Source organism: Microbacterium sp. NPDC090003 (assembly GCF_044748385.1).
Taxonomy (GTDB): domain Bacteria; phylum Actinomycetota; class Actinomycetes; order Actinomycetales; family Microbacteriaceae; genus Microbacterium.
This window is the reverse complement of record NZ_JBIVFW010000001.1, coordinates 204742-221023: the sequence shown is the minus strand read 5'-3', so window position 1 is coordinate 221023 and position 16282 is coordinate 204742. Positions and strand designations below refer to the sequence as shown.

Below are 16282 nucleotides of genomic sequence, written 5' to 3'. Positions count from 1 at the left end.
TCCTCGTCGACGGCCGCTCAGCGGCTCGTCTCGTCTTCGTCGAGCATCCGCGTCAGGTAGCGGGCGACGGCCCGCGCCGCCGCGAGATTGCTCGGGTAGTCCATGCGCGTCGGCCCCATCACGCCGACCCGCGCCGTGCCGCTGGGGGCGGCGTAGTTGCTCGCGACGATCGACGCCTCGCCCAGACCGAACGGCGCGTTCTCGGTGCCGATGCTGGCCGCGAGGCCGTGCTCGTCTGTGACCATCTCGCTCATGAGCCGCAGGAGCGTCACCTGCTCCTCGATCGCCTCGAGCAGCGGATGGATGCTTCCGCGGAAGTCCTGCTCACGACGCGCGAGCGTCGCGGCTCCGGCCATCACCAGACGCTCCTGACGGAACGTGCCCAGTTCGTCGACGATCACCGTGGCGAGAGCCCGCAGCGCGGCATCGCCGGGTGCGGCCTCGGGCGTCGCCAGCAGCGTCTGCAGACGCTCGGCCGCGTCGCTGACGGCCTGCCCTGTGAGCAGTGCGGAGAGCCGCGCGCGGAGCATGATCGTGTCGCCCTCGTCGATCTCGATCGGCAGCGGGGCCATCCGCTGCGAGACGCCGCCGGCGTCGGTGACGAGCACGACGAGCATGCGGCTCGGGGCGAGCGGCACGAGTTCGATGTGGGTGAGGTGCGCACGGGCGAACGAGGGGTACTGCGCGAGCGCGACCTGGCCCGTCAGCTGTGTGAGCACCCGCACGGTGCGCACCATCAGATCGTCGAGATCGCTCGGCGCCGCCAGGAACGATTCGATCGCCGTCCGCTGCGCGGTCGAGAGGGGGCGCAGCTGGGCGAGATGATTGACGAAGACGCGATACCCCTTGTCGGTGGGCACGCGGCCGGACGACGTGTGCGGAGCGGTGATGAGCTCCTCATCCTCGAGCAGCGCCATGTCGTTGCGGATGGTCGCCGCCGAGACTCCGAAGGAGTGGCGGTCCACGATGGAGCGGCTGCCGACGGGTTCGTGGGTCTCGACGTAGTCCTGCACGATCGCGCGGAGAACCTGGAGTCCTCGCTCGGTGACCATCACCCTTCCCTTCCGTTGGCACTCGGACGTTCAGAGTGCCAATCCTACCCCGCCGGCGGCTCCTCTCGTCGGACGCCGCGGCTCCGCCCTAGGATGACGACCATGACCGCCCCCGCCGTCGAGCTGTCCACCGGAGTCGTCGAGGGATCGAGCGAGGGCGGACTCTTCCGCTTCCTCGGCATCCCGTACGCCGCCCCTCCCTTCGGCGTGAACCGGTTCCGGGCGCCGCAGCCGGTGACGGCGTGGGAGGGCGTGCGCCCGGCCCTCGCGTTCGGACCCACGGCGCCGCAGCTTCCGTATGCGGGGTCGATCGGCGAGCTGCTCGGTTCGGTCAGTATCGACGGCGACGACATCCTCACCGCCAACGTCTGGGCTCCGGCGGATGCCGAGGGCGCCCCGGTGCTGCTGTGGATCCACGGCGGCGCGCTCGAGCGAGGCACCGCCGCCCTTCCGCTCTACGACGGGGCCGGCTTCGCCGCCGCAGGAATCGTCTTCGTCTCGATCAACTACCGCCTCGGATCGGAGGGCTTCTCGGTACTCGACGATGCCCCTCGCAATCTCGGCCTGCGGGACGCGGCCGCGGCTCTCGAATGGGTGCATCGCGAGATCGGTGCGTTCGGCGGCGATCCCGCACGCATCACCGTCATGGGTGAATCGGCCGGAGGCGCCATCGTCGCGGGACTCCTCGCGCGTGACGACTCCCGCGCCCTCATTGCGCGTGCGATCATCGAGTCCGGTCCGCTGGAGGCGCAGCCGCCGCAGAAGGCCGGACGGGTGACCGCTGCTCTCGCGAAGCGGCTCGGCATCCGCACCGACCGTGCGTCGTTCGCCTCGGTCCCTCCCGAAGCGCTGCTCGAGGCGCGCCGCGCGCAGTCGGCGGGTTCGTCGCCGTTGGGCGGAGCGCCGGCGTTCCAGTTCGCGATCGATCCCGACAGCCTCCCCCGCTCGCCTCACGAGGTTCTGCCGACGATCGACACGCCGCTGCTCATCGGCAGCAACACCGACGAGTACCGGCTCTGGTTCACGCCCGAGGCCCTCGGCGAGATCCGCCCGCTCAGGCTCTTCATCGCTCGTCTGGCCCTGGGAATCCCGCGCAGAGCGGTATCGGCGTACCGGAAGGCCTTCCCCGAGGCCCCCACGGGCGAGATCTTCGGACAGCTGGCGACCGATCTCCTGCTGCGCGCACCGCTCTCCCGCGCCGCCCGCGCCCGCCCCGCGCTCACCTTCGTCTACGAGTTCGCGTGGCCGAGTCCGGTGCGCGACCTGCGCGCCGCGCACGCCCTGGAGCTCGGATTCGTCTTCGATCGTCTGGCGGATGCCGAGGCGCAGCGCCTCGCGGGCGCTGACGCGCCCCAGGCTCTCGCCGATGAGATGCACTCCGCCTGGGTCTCTTTCGTCACCACCGGTGCGCCCGGATGGCCGGCGTACGGCGCCGACCGCACGACTCGGGTGTTCGACACGACGAGCGGCACTCTCCCCCAGCGGCGCACCGCCGGACTGGACCTGCTCCCGATTCGGAGATGACGGCGATGCCGCGCGTCAGTCGGTGAGTGCGCGCACGACCGCATCGGCCAGGAGCCGTCCGCGCAATGTCAGCTGCACCCGTCCCTGCACGGCGGCGCGGGCGTCGACGAGCCCGTCGGCGATGAGACCCGCGACGTTGGCGCGATTGCCCGCCGGCAGGTCGGAGACGGCGATGCCCTCGACGAGACGGCTCTGCAGCAGCACTCGTTCGAGCATCCGCGCGCCCTCGTCCGGGCGTTCGGTGCCGGCGGCCGGAGAATCGGACGCCGAAAGCCGCTGCGCATAAGCCGCCGGATGCTTCACGTTCCACCAGCGGAGTCCGGCCACGTGGCTGTGCGCACCCGGCCCGAAGCCCCACCAGTCGCTCCCCCGCCAGTAGGCGAGGTTGTGACGCGAGCGCTGTTCGTCGTTGCGAGCCCAGTTGCTCACCTCGTACCACTCGAAGCCGGCCGCAGCGAGGCGGCGGTCGGCCGTCTCGTACATGTCGGCCTGCAGATCGTCATCTGGCATCGGCACCTCGCCGCGGCGGATCTGGCGCGCGAGCTTCGTGCCGTCCTCGATGATGAGTGCGTAGGCCGAGACGTGGTCGGATTCGAGGTCGAGGGCCGCGTCCAGAGACGCCTCCCAGTCGGCGAGCGACTCGCCCGGCGCGCCGTAGATCAGATCGACGCTGACCGCGAGTCCCGCGTCCTTCGCCGCGGCGACGGCGGTGCGCACGTTCTCGGGGTCGTGCGTGCGGTCGAGCGCGGCGAGCACGTGCGGCACGGCCGACTGCATGCCGATGGAGAGACGCGTCACCCCGGCATCCGCGAGCGTGCGGGCGACCTCCGGGGTGACGGTGTCGGGGTTGGCCTCGACCGTGACCTCGGCGCCCTCGGCCAGCCCGAAGGCCGAGACCGCGGCGCCGAGCATCAGCGCGAGGTCGCCGGCCGGGAGCAGCGTGGGCGTTCCCCCGCCGAAGAAGACCGTGTCCATCGGGCGCAGCGCACCCGCCTCATCCAGTACGCGTCGCGCGAGATCGATCTCGGCGAGGAGCGTGGAGGCGTAGTCCTCCTGACGGGCGCCGCGCAATTCGCTCGAGGTGTAGGTGTTGAAGTCGCAGTATCCGCAGCGCACGCGACAGAACGGTATGTGGAGGTACGCCGAGAAGGGCACCGAGGGATCGATCGGCAGATCGGCCGGCAGGCGGCCGTCGGACGGTGCGGGATCGCCGAGAGGGAGGGGCCCCGCCATCAGACGGGGGTCGCGTAGAGCGGGGAGATCGCCCGGAGATAGCGGGCGAAGAGCTCCCGACGGCGACGCTTCACGAGCGGCGGCACCGTGCGGTAAAGCAGGGAGTTGGGGGCGTCGAACGCGCGTACCGTGAACCAGACCTCGTCGTTGTCCTCGCGCCAGTCGACGTCGAAGGATTCCTCGCCGCTGACGACCGAGCCGCCGACCGTACCGAGGACGAAACCGATACGACGAGCCTCCTCGGTCACCGAGATCACGCGCAGTTCGGCATCCGCCCGCATGCCCGACAGACGACCGCGCACGCGCAGCGTCATGCCCGGGCCCACGAAGGGAGTCCCTTCGGCGTCGTAGCGGGGCTCGACGTCGCGCTTGCTCGGGGCGATCGGGTTGCCCTCGGCGTCGAAGCTCACGCCGGCGTATGCCGGTCCGGGCGCGGGACGCACGTCTTCGATCGCGAGTCCGGCCGCCCGCTGCGCCGTCCACGACAGCAGAGCTTCGCCGGCGGTCTGGAACCGCTCCGCTCCGGATCCGATGCGCCAGGACTCCTCCGCCGGGAAGCTGCGCTCCGGCGGGTACTGCATCAGATCGGGCGCGTGGGTGGCACCCACGGCCGCATAGTCCACCGTGTCGTCTCGGAAGTTCCCGCGCCGCATGAGATCCAGCCTACTGGCGGTTGCCTGGACGAACACCCCACTCGCGCGCCGCTGCGGCGACGATGCGGGTGTAACGCGCGTGGGTGCGGCGCTGGATCAGTCTCAGGGCGGGCGACAGCAGCCACCACACGACGGTCGACGGGCGCGAGATCGAACGAGCGGTGAACACGCCGCCATCGAGCACGAACGACTCCTCCCCGTAGATCGGATGCCCCGGGCGCGTCTCGTACCCGAAACCCCGCTCATCCGCCCACACGACCCGGATCGGTTCGGAGAATCGGATGCCGAGCACACGCTTCGCCAGCACGCCCTCCTGCCCGGTGGACGGTGCCTCGCGAGGACCGTCGAAGCCGGCGCGTCGCTTGAACTCCCAGGAGCGGATCAGACCGCGGACGGCATCCTGCGCCTCCGGTGCGACCCGGATGCTGCGCTCGGAAAGTCGCATCCCCGCCGGGACGTCGACGATCGGGTGGCGCGTCATCCCGCGCATGTACGGCGGGAGTGACATCGCTACTTCTTGTCCTTGCCCTCGACGTCGCCCGAGAGCGCGGCGATGAACGCCTCCTGGGGGACCTCGACGCGGCCGACCATCTTCATCCGCTTCTTGCCCTCCTTCTGCTTCTCGAGGAGCTTGCGCTTACGGGTGATGTCACCGCCGTAGCACTTAGCCAGCACGTCCTTGCGGATGGCGCGGATGGTCTCGCGAGCGATGATGCGTGCACCGATCGCCGCCTGGATCGGCACCTCGAACTGCTGGCGAGGGATGAGCTTGCGCAGACGCTCGGCCATCATCGTGCCGTAGGCGTAGGCCTTGTCGCGGTGGACGATCGAGCTGAACGCGTCGACCTTCTCGCCCTGGAGCAGGATGTCGACCTTCACGAGGTCGGCCTCCTGCTGACCGGCGGGCTCGTAGTCGAGCGACGCGTACCCCTGCGTCTTGGACTTGAGCTGGTCGAAGAAGTCGAAGACGATCTCGCCGAGCGGCATCATGTAGCGCAGCTCGACGCGCTCCTCCGAGAAGTACTCCATGCCGAGCAGCGAGCCGCGACGCGACTGGCAGAGCTCCATGACCGTGCCGACATAGTCCTTCGGGAGGAGGATCGCGGTCTTGACGATCGGTTCCGACACGGAGCCGATGCGGCCGTCGGGGTATTCGCTCGGGTTCGTGACCGTCACCGTCTCGCCGGTGTCGGAGGTCAGCACCTCGTAGATCACGCTCGGCGCCGTCGTGATGAGGTCGAGTCCGAACTCGCGCGAGAGGCGCTCGGTGATGATCTCGAGGTGCAGCAGACCGAGGAAGCCGCAGCGGAAACCGAAACCGAGGGCCACCGACGTCTCCGGCTCGTACTGGAGGGAGGCATCCGAGAGCTTGAGCTTGTCGAGCGCTTCGCGGAGCTCGGCGTAATCGCTGCCGTCGATGGGATAGATGCCCGAGAAGACCATGGGCTTCGGGTCGGTGTATCCGGCCAGGGCGTCGGTCGCCGGCTTGCGCGCGGAGGTGACGGTGTCGCCGACCTTCGACAGACGCACGTCCTTCACACCCGTGATGAGGTATCCCACCTCGCCGACGCCGAGTCCCTTGGTCGGGATCGGCTCGGGGCTCGACACACCGACTTCGAGCGCCTCGTGGTTCGCGCCGGTGGACATCATCTGAATGCGCTCGCGCGGCGACAGACTGCCGTCGACCATGCGGACATAGGTGACGACGCCGCGATAGGCGTCGTAGACCGAGTCGAAGATCATCGCGCGCGCCGGGGCATCTGCGTCGCCGACCGGGGCGGGGATCTCGTTCACGAGTCGGTCGAGCAGGGCTTCGACGCCGGCGCCCGTCTTACCCGAGACGCGGAGGACGTCTTCCGGCTTGCCCCCGATGAGCGACGCGAGCTCCTTGGCGTACTTGTCGGGGTCTGCCGCGGGCAGGTCGATCTTGTTCAGCACCGGGATGATGTGCAGATCGTTCTCGAGCGCGAGGTAGAGGTTCGCGAGGGTCTGCGCCTCGATGCCCTGCGCCGCATCGACCAGCAGGATCGCGCCCTCGCACGCGGCGAGCGAGCGGGAGACCTCGTACGTGAAGTCGACGTGGCCGGGGGTGTCGATCATGTTGAGCGCGAAGGTCTGCCCCTCGATCTCCCACGGCATGCGCACGGCCTGGCTCTTGATCGTGATGCCGCGCTCGCGCTCGATGTCCATCCGGTCGAGATACTGCGCTCGCATGTCGCGGTCGGCGACCACACCGGTGATCTGCAGCATGCGATCGGCGAGGGTCGACTTGCCGTGATCGATGTGCGCGATGATGCAGAAATTGCGGATCTGCGTCGCGGGCGTCGCGGCAGGCTGAAGCGGGGTGAGAGCGCGTGGGGACATGTTGCGTCGATTCTACGGTGAGGGAGGCCTAATGCCCGATTCCGCCGATCCGGTGGTAACGTCGCCCAGGTCTTCGACGTGGAACCGAGTTCCACGAAGGAAACGACCCCGTAACATCTTTTTGGTATACCGGAACGAGCGAAGAGGCACGTCCGGAGTGAAGCACATTGATCGGATCCGCAACGGTGATCCCGTTCGGCTCTGGTGAAGAGAGAGATACCGACCTTGATCAAGTACCTGCTGCGTCGAGCACTGGGCTGGCTGCTCCTGATCGTCGTAGCCACGAACGTCACTTATTTCCTCGCCTGGAGCTTCTTGGATCCGCGCAGTAACTACGTGGGTCGTCGGCCGCCGCTCTCGCCGGACGAAGTCACGAAGATGCTCGAGCCGTTGAATCTCAGCGACACTGTCCCTCTCATCGAGCGGTGGTGGGTATGGTTCAGCGGGATCCTGCTCCGGTGGGACTGGGGGCAGAGCCCCGTCGGCCAGTCGGTGAACGACCAGATCGCCTACCGGGCCCTGATCTCGGGCGAACTGGTCATCGGCGCGACGATCCTGGGCGCGGTCCTCGGAATCGGCCTCGGCGTCTACACCGCGTCGCGCCAGTACAAGCTGGGTGACCGCATCGGGCAGGCAACGTCGATCATCACGATGAACGTCCCGATCGTCGTCGCTGCGCTCGGAATCGTTCTCCTGGCGATCGCGTTCAACGAGTGGGTCGGAGTGCGCGTCTTCTACGTGACGGGGGCCGGCGGCAAGGACGTCGACGGATTCCTCCCCTTCATCGTTGACAAATTCCAACACCTCACACTCCCGACGATCGCGCTCGTATTCACCGGGTACGCGAGTTATCACCTGCTGCAGCGGTCGCTGCTGCTCGACAACATCAAGGCGGACTACGTGCGCACGGCCCGCGCCAAGGGCCTCACCAAGCAGCAGGCCATCCGCAAGCATGCGCTGCGTCCTTCGCTGATCCCGGTGGCCACCCAGTTGGCCTTCACGATTCCGACGGTCTTCACCGGCGCCATCCTCACCGAGACGATCTTCGGCTGGAACGGTATGGGCAAGTACTTCGTGGACACGATCGGCAAGAACGACGTTCACGGAGTCGTGGCGATCGCGGCCTTCGGTGCCGTCCTCACCGCCATCGGCGCGGTGCTGGCCGATATCGCCGTCGTCGTCCTCGATCCTCGAGTGAGAGTGAGTTGAGATGAGCACCGAAATGATCGACCCGACGTTGCATCCCCAGGCCGAAGTCTCCGCGCCCGCCATCGCGGAGCGCAAGCGAACCTCGGTGTTCGCGCTTTACTACCGTCGATTCGTGCGCAACCGCCCCGCGGTCTTCGGAGTGTTCATCTTCCTCGCCTTGGTCCTGTTCGCGATCATCGGCCCGCTGGTAGCGAGGTACGACCACATCGTCCTCGACTTTCTGAACCTCGGCACGGGGCCCTCGGCCGAACACTGGTTCGGCACCACTCCTGCCGGGAACGACCTGTTCGCGCAGGTCTCGATCGGTCTGCAGCGCTCGCTCATGATCGCGCTGACCGTGTCCATCGGAACGACGGTGATCTCGGCGATCGTCGGAACCGCCGCCGCGTACTTCGGAGGATTCCTCGAGCGTTCGACTCTCCTGGTCATCCATTTCCTGATGGTGATTCCGACCTTCCTCATCCTCGCGCTCGTCTCCAACAACGCGGGTGGCGATTGGCGCGTCATCGCGCTCGCTCTGATCTTCGTCGGCTGGTTCTTCCAGGCGAGAGTCATCTGGACCATGGCTCTCTCGCTGCGCGAGCGCGAGTACGTTCACGCCGCGCGCTACATGGGAGTGCGCGGGATGAAGATCGTGATGCGTCATCTGTTGCCGAACATCGGCTCCCTGCTCGTGATCAACTTCACCCTCGGCGTCGTGGCCGCCGTCATGACCGAGACAGGTCTCTCCTTCATCGGCTTCGGTGTCAAGATTCCGGATGTCTCGCTCGGATCACTGATCGGCAGCGGCGCCAACACCATCACCAGCAGCCCCTGGGTGTTCTACTTCCCTGCTGCCGCCCTGACCATGCTCACGGTGTCGATGGCGCTCGTCGCCGACGGCCTGAGAGATGCCCTCGATCCCACCTCGGCGGCGGGAGGCCGCGCATGAGCACCACCACCGCATCCCCCGTTCTGTCCGTCCGCGACCTCCGCGTCAGCTTCCCGTCCGAGGCAGGCCGCGTCGATGCCGTCCGAGGCGTGTCGTTCGATCTCGAAGCGGGCAAGACCCTCGGAATCGTCGGCGAGTCCGGCTCGGGGAAGTCCGTGACCTCACTCGCCATCATGGGTCTGCTCGATGACAACGCGAAGATCACCGGGTCGGTCGTCTTCGATGGTCAGGAGCTCCTGGGTAAGACCGACAAGCAGATGTCGATGATCCGCGGCAACGGCATGACGATGGTGTTCCAGGACCCTCTCACGTCGCTGACCCCGGTCTTCACGATCGGCGACCAGTTGATCGAAGCGCTGACGGTGCACCGGAAGCTCTCCAAGAGGGATGCCTGGCAGCGTTCGGTCGAGCTGCTGTCCCTGGTCGGCATCCCCGAGCCGGAGAAACGGATGAAGGCGTTTCCTCACGAGTTCTCCGGCGGCATGCGTCAGCGCGTGGTCATCGCCATAGCGATGGCGAACGACCCGAAACTCATCATCTGCGACGAGCCGACCACCGCACTCGACGTCACCATCCAGGCGCAGATCCTCGAACTGATCGAGAAGGCACAGAGCGAGACCGGCGCCGCGGTCATCATGATCACGCACGACATGGGGGTGGTCGCCCGCACCGCGGACGACGTGATCGTGATGTACGCGGGCAAGCCCGTCGAGCACGCCGAAGTCCGTGAACTCTTCCACCACACACGCATGCCGTACTCCATCGGACTCCTGGGCGCGATTCCGCGCGTCGACAAGTCGGAGAAGCAGCCCCTGGTCCCCATCAAGGGCAACCCTCCTCTGCTGATCGGCCTGCCCGACGCCTGCCCGTTCGCCGACAGGTGCCCGATCGTGATGGATGCCTGCCTGACGAAGGAGCCCGATCTGCTCCCGGTACAGACCGCTACCACTGCGACGCACAGCGCGGCCTGCATCCGTGCGCAGGAGATCGAGGACGGCAACCTCATCGGCGGGCTCCCCGTCTACCCGGTCCCCGTGATCCCCGAGAGCGACCTCACGCGCACGCCACGTGAGGAGCGCCCGATCACGCTCGAGGTCCGGAACATGACCAAGACCTTCCCTCTCATGAAGGGAGCCGTGTTCAAGCGCAAGGTCGGCGATGTGCATGCGGTCAAGGGCATCAGCTTCGACGTGCGCGAGGGCGAGACGATGGCCATCGTCGGCGAGTCCGGGTCCGGCAAGACGACGACACTGCTGCAGATCATGGACTTCGAGAAACAGCACGATGGCGACATCGTGATCGCCGGCACGAGCGTCGACGACATCACCAGCGGCCGTCAGGAGCGCGCGCTCCGTCGCGATATCCAGATCGTCTTCCAAGATCCGATGGCCGCGCTCGACCCTCGCATGACGGTGGCCGCCATCATCGCCGAACCGATGACGGCGATCGGGATGTCCCGCGCCGACGCATACGACCGCGTGCAGGAGCTGATGGCGCTCGTCGGCCTCGACCCCGCGCACCTCGACCGTTTCCCCAGCGCATTCTCGGGCGGCCAGCGGCAGCGAATCGGCATCGCCCGGGCGCTGTCGACCAACCCCAAGATCGTCGTTCTCGACGAGCCGGTCTCCGCACTGGACGTCTCGATCCAAGCCGGCGTGATCAATCTGCTCGACGAGCTCAAGGTCAAGCTGGGATTGTCATACCTCTTCGTGGCGCACGATCTGTCGGTGGTCAGGCATATCGCCGATCGGGTCGCGGTGATGTATCTCGGCGAATTCGTCGAGCACGGCGACGTCGATGACGTGTTCGATCATCCCCAGCACCCGTATACCCAGGCGCTGCTGTCAGCGATCCCCGTACCCGACCCGGATATCGAGCGGACGCGACAGCGTGTCGTTTTCGATGCGACGACCATGACCACGGAGCCGCTCGTGTCCTGAGCGGCTCCGCCACCGTCCGATAACGGTTAAGCCATATTCACCGACCGACCGGACCCATTCGGGCGGAAGCGAACTAACCTCCCCTTTATGACACGCCGAAAGGCGAAAGGAGCACCATGAAAACCACCACGAAGCTGACGGGCCTCATCGCCCTCGGCGGCGCTCTCGCACTCGTGATCAGCGGATGTGCGGCGGGCGGAGACAACGGCGGCGCCGATGGCAGCAACACGCCCCAGGAGACCAAGCAGGCGGATTACAACCCGCAGCCCCGCGAGAACCTGCAGGAGGGCGGCGAGGTCCACTTCGGCATCAACGAGATCACGCCGCAGATGAACCCGTTCAACGGCAACGCCAGCGCCGACACGACGCGCCTCGCCCAGTGGTACAACCCTCAGGTGTTCCTGATGACACCCGAAGGCGACGTTTCCGCCAACCCGGCCTACCTCGACGCGTGGGACATCACCACCGAGGACGGCAAGACGACGATCACGATGAAGGTCAACGAGAAGGCGGTCTGGAACGACGGCACGCCGATCGACTACACCGCGTTCGAGACCACCTGGAAGGCCAACAGCGGCGAGGACGAGGCCTACGAGACGAGCTCGACCGACGGATACAAGGAGATCGAGTCGGTCACGAAGGGCGAGACCGATAAGGACGTCATCGTGACCTTCAAGGGCGAGTTCGCCTGGCCGAAGATGCCGTTCCTCAACGGCATCCTGAACCCGGCCGTCAACTCTGCCGAGGTGTTCAACACCGCGTACATCGAGAACGCGCACCCGGAGTGGGGCGCCGGCCCCTACAAGCTCACCGAGTACGACGTGAACGGTCAGACGGTCACCTTCGAACCGAACGAGAAGTGGTGGGGCGACAAGCCTCTGCTCGACAAGGTCACTTACACCGGCCTCGACGCCGCCGCATCGATCAACGCCTTCAAGAACGGCGAGATCGACATGGTCGGCACCAACACGAAGGACCGCCTCGCTCAGGTGGCCGACATGGAGGACGTCGTCACCTACCGGTCGCAGCAGACCGCGAAGACGATCGTCATCCTGGACGCGGAGAAGCCTCAGCTGAAGGACCTCGACGTTCGCGAGGCCTTCTTCATGGCCATCGACATCGACCAGCAGAAGCAGATCGCGTGGAACGGCCTCGACTATGAGGAGGCTCCCGCGGGATCGCTCAACATGTACGACTTCCAGGACGGCTACAAGGATTCGTTCGCCGAGGCCGGTCTGAAGTTCGACGTCGATGGAGCCAAGAAGCTGCTCGACGACGCCGGTTGGGTCGAGGGCGAAGACGGCATCCGTGAGAAGGACGGCGTGAAGCTCGAGATCGTCTACCCGATCCACAGCGACGACCCGACGATCGAGGCGCTGGCCAAGGCACTGCAGCAGCAGGAGAAGGCTGTCGGCATCGACCTGCAGATCGAGAAGCGCTCCCCTGCGGACTTCTCGACCGACTTCAGCACGAAGAACTGGGACGCATTCTCGCTGCGCTTCACCGATTCCGACCCGTTCGGACCGCTGTACTTCTGCCAGCTGTACTGCTCCGACAGCAGCCTGAACCTCTCCGGTGCGGGCACCGCCGAGATCGACGAGAAGATCAAGTCCGAGGTCGAGTCGCAGACGACGGCCGAAGACTGGACCGCCGCCACGATGAAGCTCGAGCCGGAGATCATCGCGGAGACGTGGGGCGTCATCCCGCTCTACAACGGTCCGTCGATCTACACGGTCAAGGAGGGCCTCGCCAACCTGACCCCCGAGCCCTACGTGGGTCTCGATCTCTTCGGCGTCTCGCCCGTCGAGAACGTGGGCTGGGAGAAGTAATCCCCTCATGAGAGGTGGGGTCGGTGGTCTTCCACCGGCCCCGCTTTCTCGTGTGACGCGAGGAACCGGCCGCCTAGGCTGAGACCGTGAGCGTTCAGATCGTCTTCGTGCACGGCATCCGCACATCGGCCACGATGTGGCGCTCGCAGCAGGCGTTCCTCGACGCGCGCGGTTACGCGCACACCGCGGTCGACCTGCCGGGGCACGGCACGCGCATCGGCGAGGATTTCACGCTCCACGAGGCCCTGCACACGATCGATGCCGCCGTTCGCGAGGCGGCGACGCGCGGACCGGTGCTGCTGGTCGGACACTCCATGGGCGGAATCCTCTCGCTCGCCTACACCGGAGGTGGCGAGACGACACCCGTCGCGGGTCTCGTCGCCGCGTCGTGCACCGCGTTGCCCGTCGGTGCGGGCCTCGCGGCTTACCGCTGGCTCGCGCGGGCGATGAATTCGCTGCCCGATCGCGGACGCTGGCTCTCGGATCGTGTGCTCGACGCCACGATCCCCCCGGAGACGCGCGGGGACTTCGGCGCGGGCGGCTATGCGCTCGACGCGCAGGACATCGCCCTGGGCAGTCTTTCGGCGCTCGACCTCGCCGCGGCGGTCGCCCGTATCCGGCTGCCGCTCTGGTTCGTCAACGGCCAGTACGACCAGCTGCGCCGCCATGAGACTCTCTTCTGCTCGCTGGCGCCGCATGCCGAGCTCGTCGTGGTGCCGCGCACCACCCACCTCGTCACCGCGATGCGACCCCGCGTCTTCAACGCTGTGCTGCAGCTTGCGATCGCCACCCTCGAGAGCGAGAGCTCATGATCTCTGCGGCTGCCTCGCGAAGCCGGTGAGCACTCCGCCACCGAGCGACAGCACCGCGGCGGCGACGAAGACGAGCCAGAAGCCGCCCACCAGCGCCACGAGCCCCGCCCCGAGGACCGGGCCGATCAGCTGTCCGAGGGCGGCCGTCACGTTCACGATGCCGAGATCGCGGGCGTGGTCCTTCTCATCGGGCAGCAGATCGGCGGCGAACGCGAGGCCGACGGTCGAGAACGCGCCATAGCCGAGGCCCATGAGCGCGGCGGCGACCATCGTCATCTCGAAGGTCGGAACGAGCGCGATCGCCACACCGGATGCCGCCTGCACGACCGTGGCGATCACGGCGAGCCGGCGCCGGTCGCCCGTGCGGTCCGACAGGATCCCGGTGAGAACGGACGCCGCGACCACGAACAGCGTGTAGACGACGATGAGCAGCAGCAGGTTGTCCTGCGCCGTCGACGACGACTGACCGAGCCCGTGCAGCAGGAAGAAGAGGAAGAGCGCGGTCCCCAGGGCGTTGCCGACGTTGGTCACCAGGCGCCCGGCGAGCATCCACGCGAAGTCGCGGTCGCGCAGCGAGGCGAGGGGCCGACGGTCGCGGGTCGTCGGCCGCACGGCATCCGACGCGGGGGGATCGGGAAGAAGCAGGGCCACCGCGCTTCCGACCGCCGCGATCACGGCGGCGAGCAGCAGATACCCCGAGACGATGTCCAGCCCGAGGAGGACGACGAGACCGACGCCCAGCACGATCCCGACGGCCTGACTCGACCCGACCGCCGCGGATGCCGCGCCCCGCTGTGTCGTGGGCAGCTGATCCGCGATCATCGCGGTGAAGGCCGCCGACGACACCGCGACACCGATCGAGACACCGACCCACGCCCCGCCGACCGCCCATGGCCCCTCGGAGAAACCGGTGAGCACCAGGAAGGCCGCGGTCGTCCACACGCCCGCGAGCGCCCACGGACGTCGGCGCGGGCGTCCCGGTCGAGCACGATCCGACAGCGCTCCGGCGAGCGGTCCGGCGACGATGCCCGCGAGTCCGCCGATCCCGAGAACGAGGCCGGAGGAGACCACTCCCCGAATCCAATCGTCTTCGGGGGTATCGAGTTGCAGCGGCAGGAGCAGTTGCACGGGCGTGAGCTGCACGGTCCAGATGGCGAGCCAGGCGAGGGTGAACAGCGACATCCACCGCGCGCCGATCCTCGTCGCCGCGGTCATCGGACGGTCCGCTCGATCGCCGCCGCGGTGCGGGTGCGGGCGATGGCGTCGCGGTACCAGACGTACGAGGCCTTGGGCGTGCGCTCCCCCGTGGCGAAGTCGACGTGCACGAGGCCGAATCGCTGGGTGAAGCCGTCGGCCCATTCCCAGTTGTCCAGGAGCGACCAGACCGTGTACTCCTCGACGGGCACGCCCGCCGCCATCGCCTCGCTGACCGCCGTGATGTGGTCGGCGAGGTAGTCGATGCGTTCGGCATCGTCGACGCGGACCGCGTCATCGGGCTCGGGGAACGACGCGCCGTTCTCTCCGACGATCACCGGCGGCATGTGCGGATGCCGGTGATGAAGGTCGACGAGCAGATCGCGGAGCGCCCCGGGCACGATGGGCCATTCCTCGCCGAAACCGGTGACGGGTGCCCCGGGCGTCGGCACGATCGTGAACGGCAGTGGCCCCTCCGGATCGGCGGCCGTGATCGTCGTGGGGCTGTAGAAGTTGATGCCGTAGAAGTCGATCGACCCCGCGATGCGTGCGAGTTCGCCGTCGAGCACGGGCATCGGCGGGAGGCCGAACACGTCGAGGTCCGGGTATGCCCCGGCGAGCAGGGGCTCGCTGAAGAGCCGGTTGTGGAGCGTGTCGTAGGCGGTCGCGGCCACGAGGTCGTCGCTCGATGCGGTGAGCGGCAGCACCCGGGTGTGGTTGTTGACGAGTCCGACGGCGGTCGCGCCGCGCGACCGCAGCGCCTCGGCGGCGGACGCATGCGCCAAGAGCTGAAAGTGGACGGTTGGCAGGGCCTGGAAGAGCAGCGGTCGTGCGGGGGCCAGCGCTCCGCTGCCGTATCCCTGCAGCGTGGTCATCGCCGGTTCGTTGAGCGTGTACCACCGGGTCACCCGATCGCCGAGCCGATCCGCCACGATCGCGGCGTAATCCGCGAAGCGTGCGGCGGTCTCGCGCACGAGCCAACCGCCCTCGGCCTCCACGGCACTCGGCATCTCCCAGTGGTACAGCGTGGGGAACGGGGTCACGCCGACCTCGAGCAGCGCGTCGATGAAGCGGGAGTAGTGGTCGAGCGCGGCGGTGCTGCCCGGGCCGCGTCCATCCGGCTGCACGCGTGCCCAGGGGATCGAGAAGCGATAGCGATCGATCCCGAGGTCCGCCACCAGGGCGACGTCAGCGTCCGGATGCCGATAGCTGTCGCAGGCGCGGTGCGGCGTCGAGTGGTCTCTCACCGCACCCGGCACGTCGACGAAGTCGTCCCAGATCGACCGCCCTCCCCCGTCGTCGGAGGGCGAGCCCTCGATCTGGATGGCGGACGTCGCCGCTGACCAGCGGAGACCTGGGGGCAGAACGGTATCGTGGGAGGCAGAACGCATGTCGCTCCTTGACGTCTGAGTCGGGTGATCCCGATTCTGCACCCGGTACCGCGTTAGCGCGACCGAGTACCGCGATCGGTTCGTCGCGTCGAGCACCCGACGGCAACCGAGAGGCGTCGTTTCGCGTGATCCGCCCGACTGCTGGTAGAG

Annotated in this window: 13 protein-coding genes; 6 read left to right on the top strand and 7 right to left on the bottom strand. The window is 67.5% G+C overall.

Translation table 11 applies throughout. The features are described 5' to 3' along the window. Window positions 1-17: 17 nt before the first annotated feature. Window positions 18-1052, bottom strand: a complete 1035-nt coding sequence (gene hrcA / locus ACIPVN_RS01045; RefSeq protein ID WP_400438325.1) for a heat-inducible transcriptional repressor HrcA — start codon at window positions 1050-1052, stop codon at window positions 18-20. 102 nt (window positions 1053-1154) lie between these two features. On the opposite strand from hrcA, the gene ACIPVN_RS01040 reads away from it, so the two are divergent. Next, a complete protein-coding gene (locus ACIPVN_RS01040) occupies window positions 1155-2576 on the top strand; it encodes a carboxylesterase/lipase family protein (protein WP_400438323.1) in 1422 nt (473 codons plus the stop codon). A 15-nt stretch (window positions 2577-2591) separates the two neighbouring features. Here the strand turns inward: ACIPVN_RS01040 and hemW are convergent, their stop codons facing one another. Genes hemW through lepA form a run of 4 tightly spaced genes read right to left on the bottom strand, consistent with a single transcriptional unit; the run spans window position 2592 to window position 6826 of the window. Beyond that, the gene (hemW, locus tag ACIPVN_RS01035; RefSeq protein ID WP_400438321.1) at window positions 2592-3809 is read right to left on the bottom strand and encodes a radical SAM family heme chaperone HemW; all 1218 of its coding nucleotides are present in this window, start codon (window positions 3807-3809) and stop codon (window positions 2592-2594) included. Beyond that, the gene (locus ACIPVN_RS01030) at window positions 3809-4462 is read right to left on the bottom strand and encodes a DUF1990 family protein (RefSeq protein WP_400438318.1); all 654 of its coding nucleotides are present in this window, start codon (window positions 4460-4462) and stop codon (window positions 3809-3811) included. The genes hemW and ACIPVN_RS01030 overlap by 1 nt, the downstream gene beginning before the upstream one ends. Window positions 4463-4472: 10 nt before the next feature. After that, the gene (locus ACIPVN_RS01025) at window positions 4473-4970 is read right to left on the bottom strand and encodes a DUF1990 family protein (RefSeq protein ID WP_400438316.1); all 498 of its coding nucleotides are present in this window, start codon (window positions 4968-4970) and stop codon (window positions 4473-4475) included. Window positions 4971-4972: 2 nt separating this feature from the next. Further along, window positions 4973-6826, bottom strand: coding sequence for a translation elongation factor 4 (gene lepA, locus ACIPVN_RS01020; protein WP_400438314.1), 1854 nt, complete (start codon window positions 6824-6826; stop codon window positions 4973-4975). Window positions 6827-7051: 225 nt separating this feature from the next. Between lepA and ACIPVN_RS01015 the strand changes: the two genes are divergently transcribed. The 5 genes from ACIPVN_RS01015 to ACIPVN_RS00995 all read left to right on the top strand — a co-directional run bounded on the left by ACIPVN_RS01015 (window position 7052) and on the right by ACIPVN_RS00995 (window position 13547). Then, the gene (locus tag ACIPVN_RS01015; RefSeq protein ID WP_400438312.1) at window positions 7052-8035 is read left to right on the top strand and encodes an ABC transporter permease; all 984 of its coding nucleotides are present in this window, start codon (window positions 7052-7054) and stop codon (window positions 8033-8035) included. Between the two features lies 1 nt (window position 8036). Beyond that, on the top strand, window positions 8037-8966 hold the full coding sequence (locus tag ACIPVN_RS01010; RefSeq protein ID WP_400438310.1) for an ABC transporter permease: 930 nt from the start codon (window positions 8037-8039) through the stop codon (window positions 8964-8966). Beyond that, window positions 8963-10906 carry a dipeptide ABC transporter ATP-binding protein gene (locus ACIPVN_RS01005; protein ID WP_400438308.1) on the top strand — a complete coding sequence of 648 codons (1944 nt, stop codon included), beginning with the start codon at window positions 8963-8965 and terminating at the stop codon, window positions 10904-10906. Before ACIPVN_RS01010 ends, ACIPVN_RS01005 begins: the two co-directional genes overlap by 4 nt. A gap of 116 nt (window positions 10907-11022) precedes the next feature. After that, the gene (locus ACIPVN_RS01000; RefSeq protein WP_400438306.1) at window positions 11023-12735 is read left to right on the top strand and encodes an ABC transporter family substrate-binding protein; all 1713 of its coding nucleotides are present in this window, start codon (window positions 11023-11025) and stop codon (window positions 12733-12735) included. Between the two features lie 86 nt (window positions 12736-12821). Next, window positions 12822-13547 carry an alpha/beta fold hydrolase gene (locus ACIPVN_RS00995; RefSeq protein WP_400438304.1) on the top strand — a complete coding sequence of 242 codons (726 nt, stop codon included), beginning with the start codon at window positions 12822-12824 and terminating at the stop codon, window positions 13545-13547. Here ACIPVN_RS00995 and ACIPVN_RS00990 read toward each other — a convergent pair. Together ACIPVN_RS00990 and ACIPVN_RS00985 are read right to left on the bottom strand one after the other, a co-directional pair. Continuing rightward, a complete protein-coding gene (locus ACIPVN_RS00990; RefSeq protein ID WP_400438302.1) occupies window positions 13542-14762 on the bottom strand; it encodes an MFS transporter in 1221 nt (406 codons plus the stop codon). The two genes, ACIPVN_RS00995 and ACIPVN_RS00990, sit on opposite strands and share 6 nt — an antisense overlap. Continuing rightward, a complete protein-coding gene (locus ACIPVN_RS00985) occupies window positions 14759-16132 on the bottom strand; it encodes a glycoside hydrolase family 1 protein (RefSeq protein WP_400438300.1) in 1374 nt (457 codons plus the stop codon). Before ACIPVN_RS00985 ends, ACIPVN_RS00990 begins: the two co-directional genes overlap by 4 nt. Window positions 16133-16282 lie beyond the last annotated feature (150 nt).

What these genes read in the sequence shown, in the direction of transcription:
- hrcA (WP_400438325.1), bottom strand. Translation starts at nt 1,052, where the DNA reads ATGGTCACCGAGCGAGGACTCCAGGTTCTCCGCGCGATCGTGCAGGAC.
- ACIPVN_RS01040 (WP_400438323.1), top strand. Translation starts at nt 1,155, where the DNA reads ATGACCGCCCCCGCCGTCGAGCTGTCCACCGGAGTCGTCGAGGGATCG.
- hemW (WP_400438321.1), bottom strand. Translation starts at nt 3,809, where the DNA reads ATGGCGGGGCCCCTCCCTCTCGGCGATCCCGCACCGTCCGACGGCCGC.
- ACIPVN_RS01030 (WP_400438318.1), bottom strand. Translation starts at nt 4,462, where the DNA reads ATGCGGCGCGGGAACTTCCGAGACGACACGGTGGACTATGCGGCCGTG.
- ACIPVN_RS01025 (WP_400438316.1), bottom strand. Translation starts at nt 4,970, where the DNA reads ATGTCACTCCCGCCGTACATGCGCGGGATGACGCGCCACCCGATCGTC.
- lepA (WP_400438314.1), bottom strand. Translation starts at nt 6,826, where the DNA reads ATGTCCCCACGCGCTCTCACCCCGCTTCAGCCTGCCGCGACGCCCGCG.
- ACIPVN_RS01010 (WP_400438310.1), top strand. Translation starts at nt 8,037, where the DNA reads ATGAGCACCGAAATGATCGACCCGACGTTGCATCCCCAGGCCGAAGTC.
- ACIPVN_RS01005 (WP_400438308.1), top strand. Translation starts at nt 8,963, where the DNA reads ATGAGCACCACCACCGCATCCCCCGTTCTGTCCGTCCGCGACCTCCGC.
- ACIPVN_RS01000 (WP_400438306.1), top strand. Translation starts at nt 11,023, where the DNA reads ATGAAAACCACCACGAAGCTGACGGGCCTCATCGCCCTCGGCGGCGCT.
- ACIPVN_RS00990 (WP_400438302.1), bottom strand. Translation starts at nt 14,762, where the DNA reads ATGACCGCGGCGACGAGGATCGGCGCGCGGTGGATGTCGCTGTTCACC.
- ACIPVN_RS00985 (WP_400438300.1), bottom strand. Translation starts at nt 16,132, where the DNA reads ATGCGTTCTGCCTCCCACGATACCGTTCTGCCCCCAGGTCTCCGCTGG.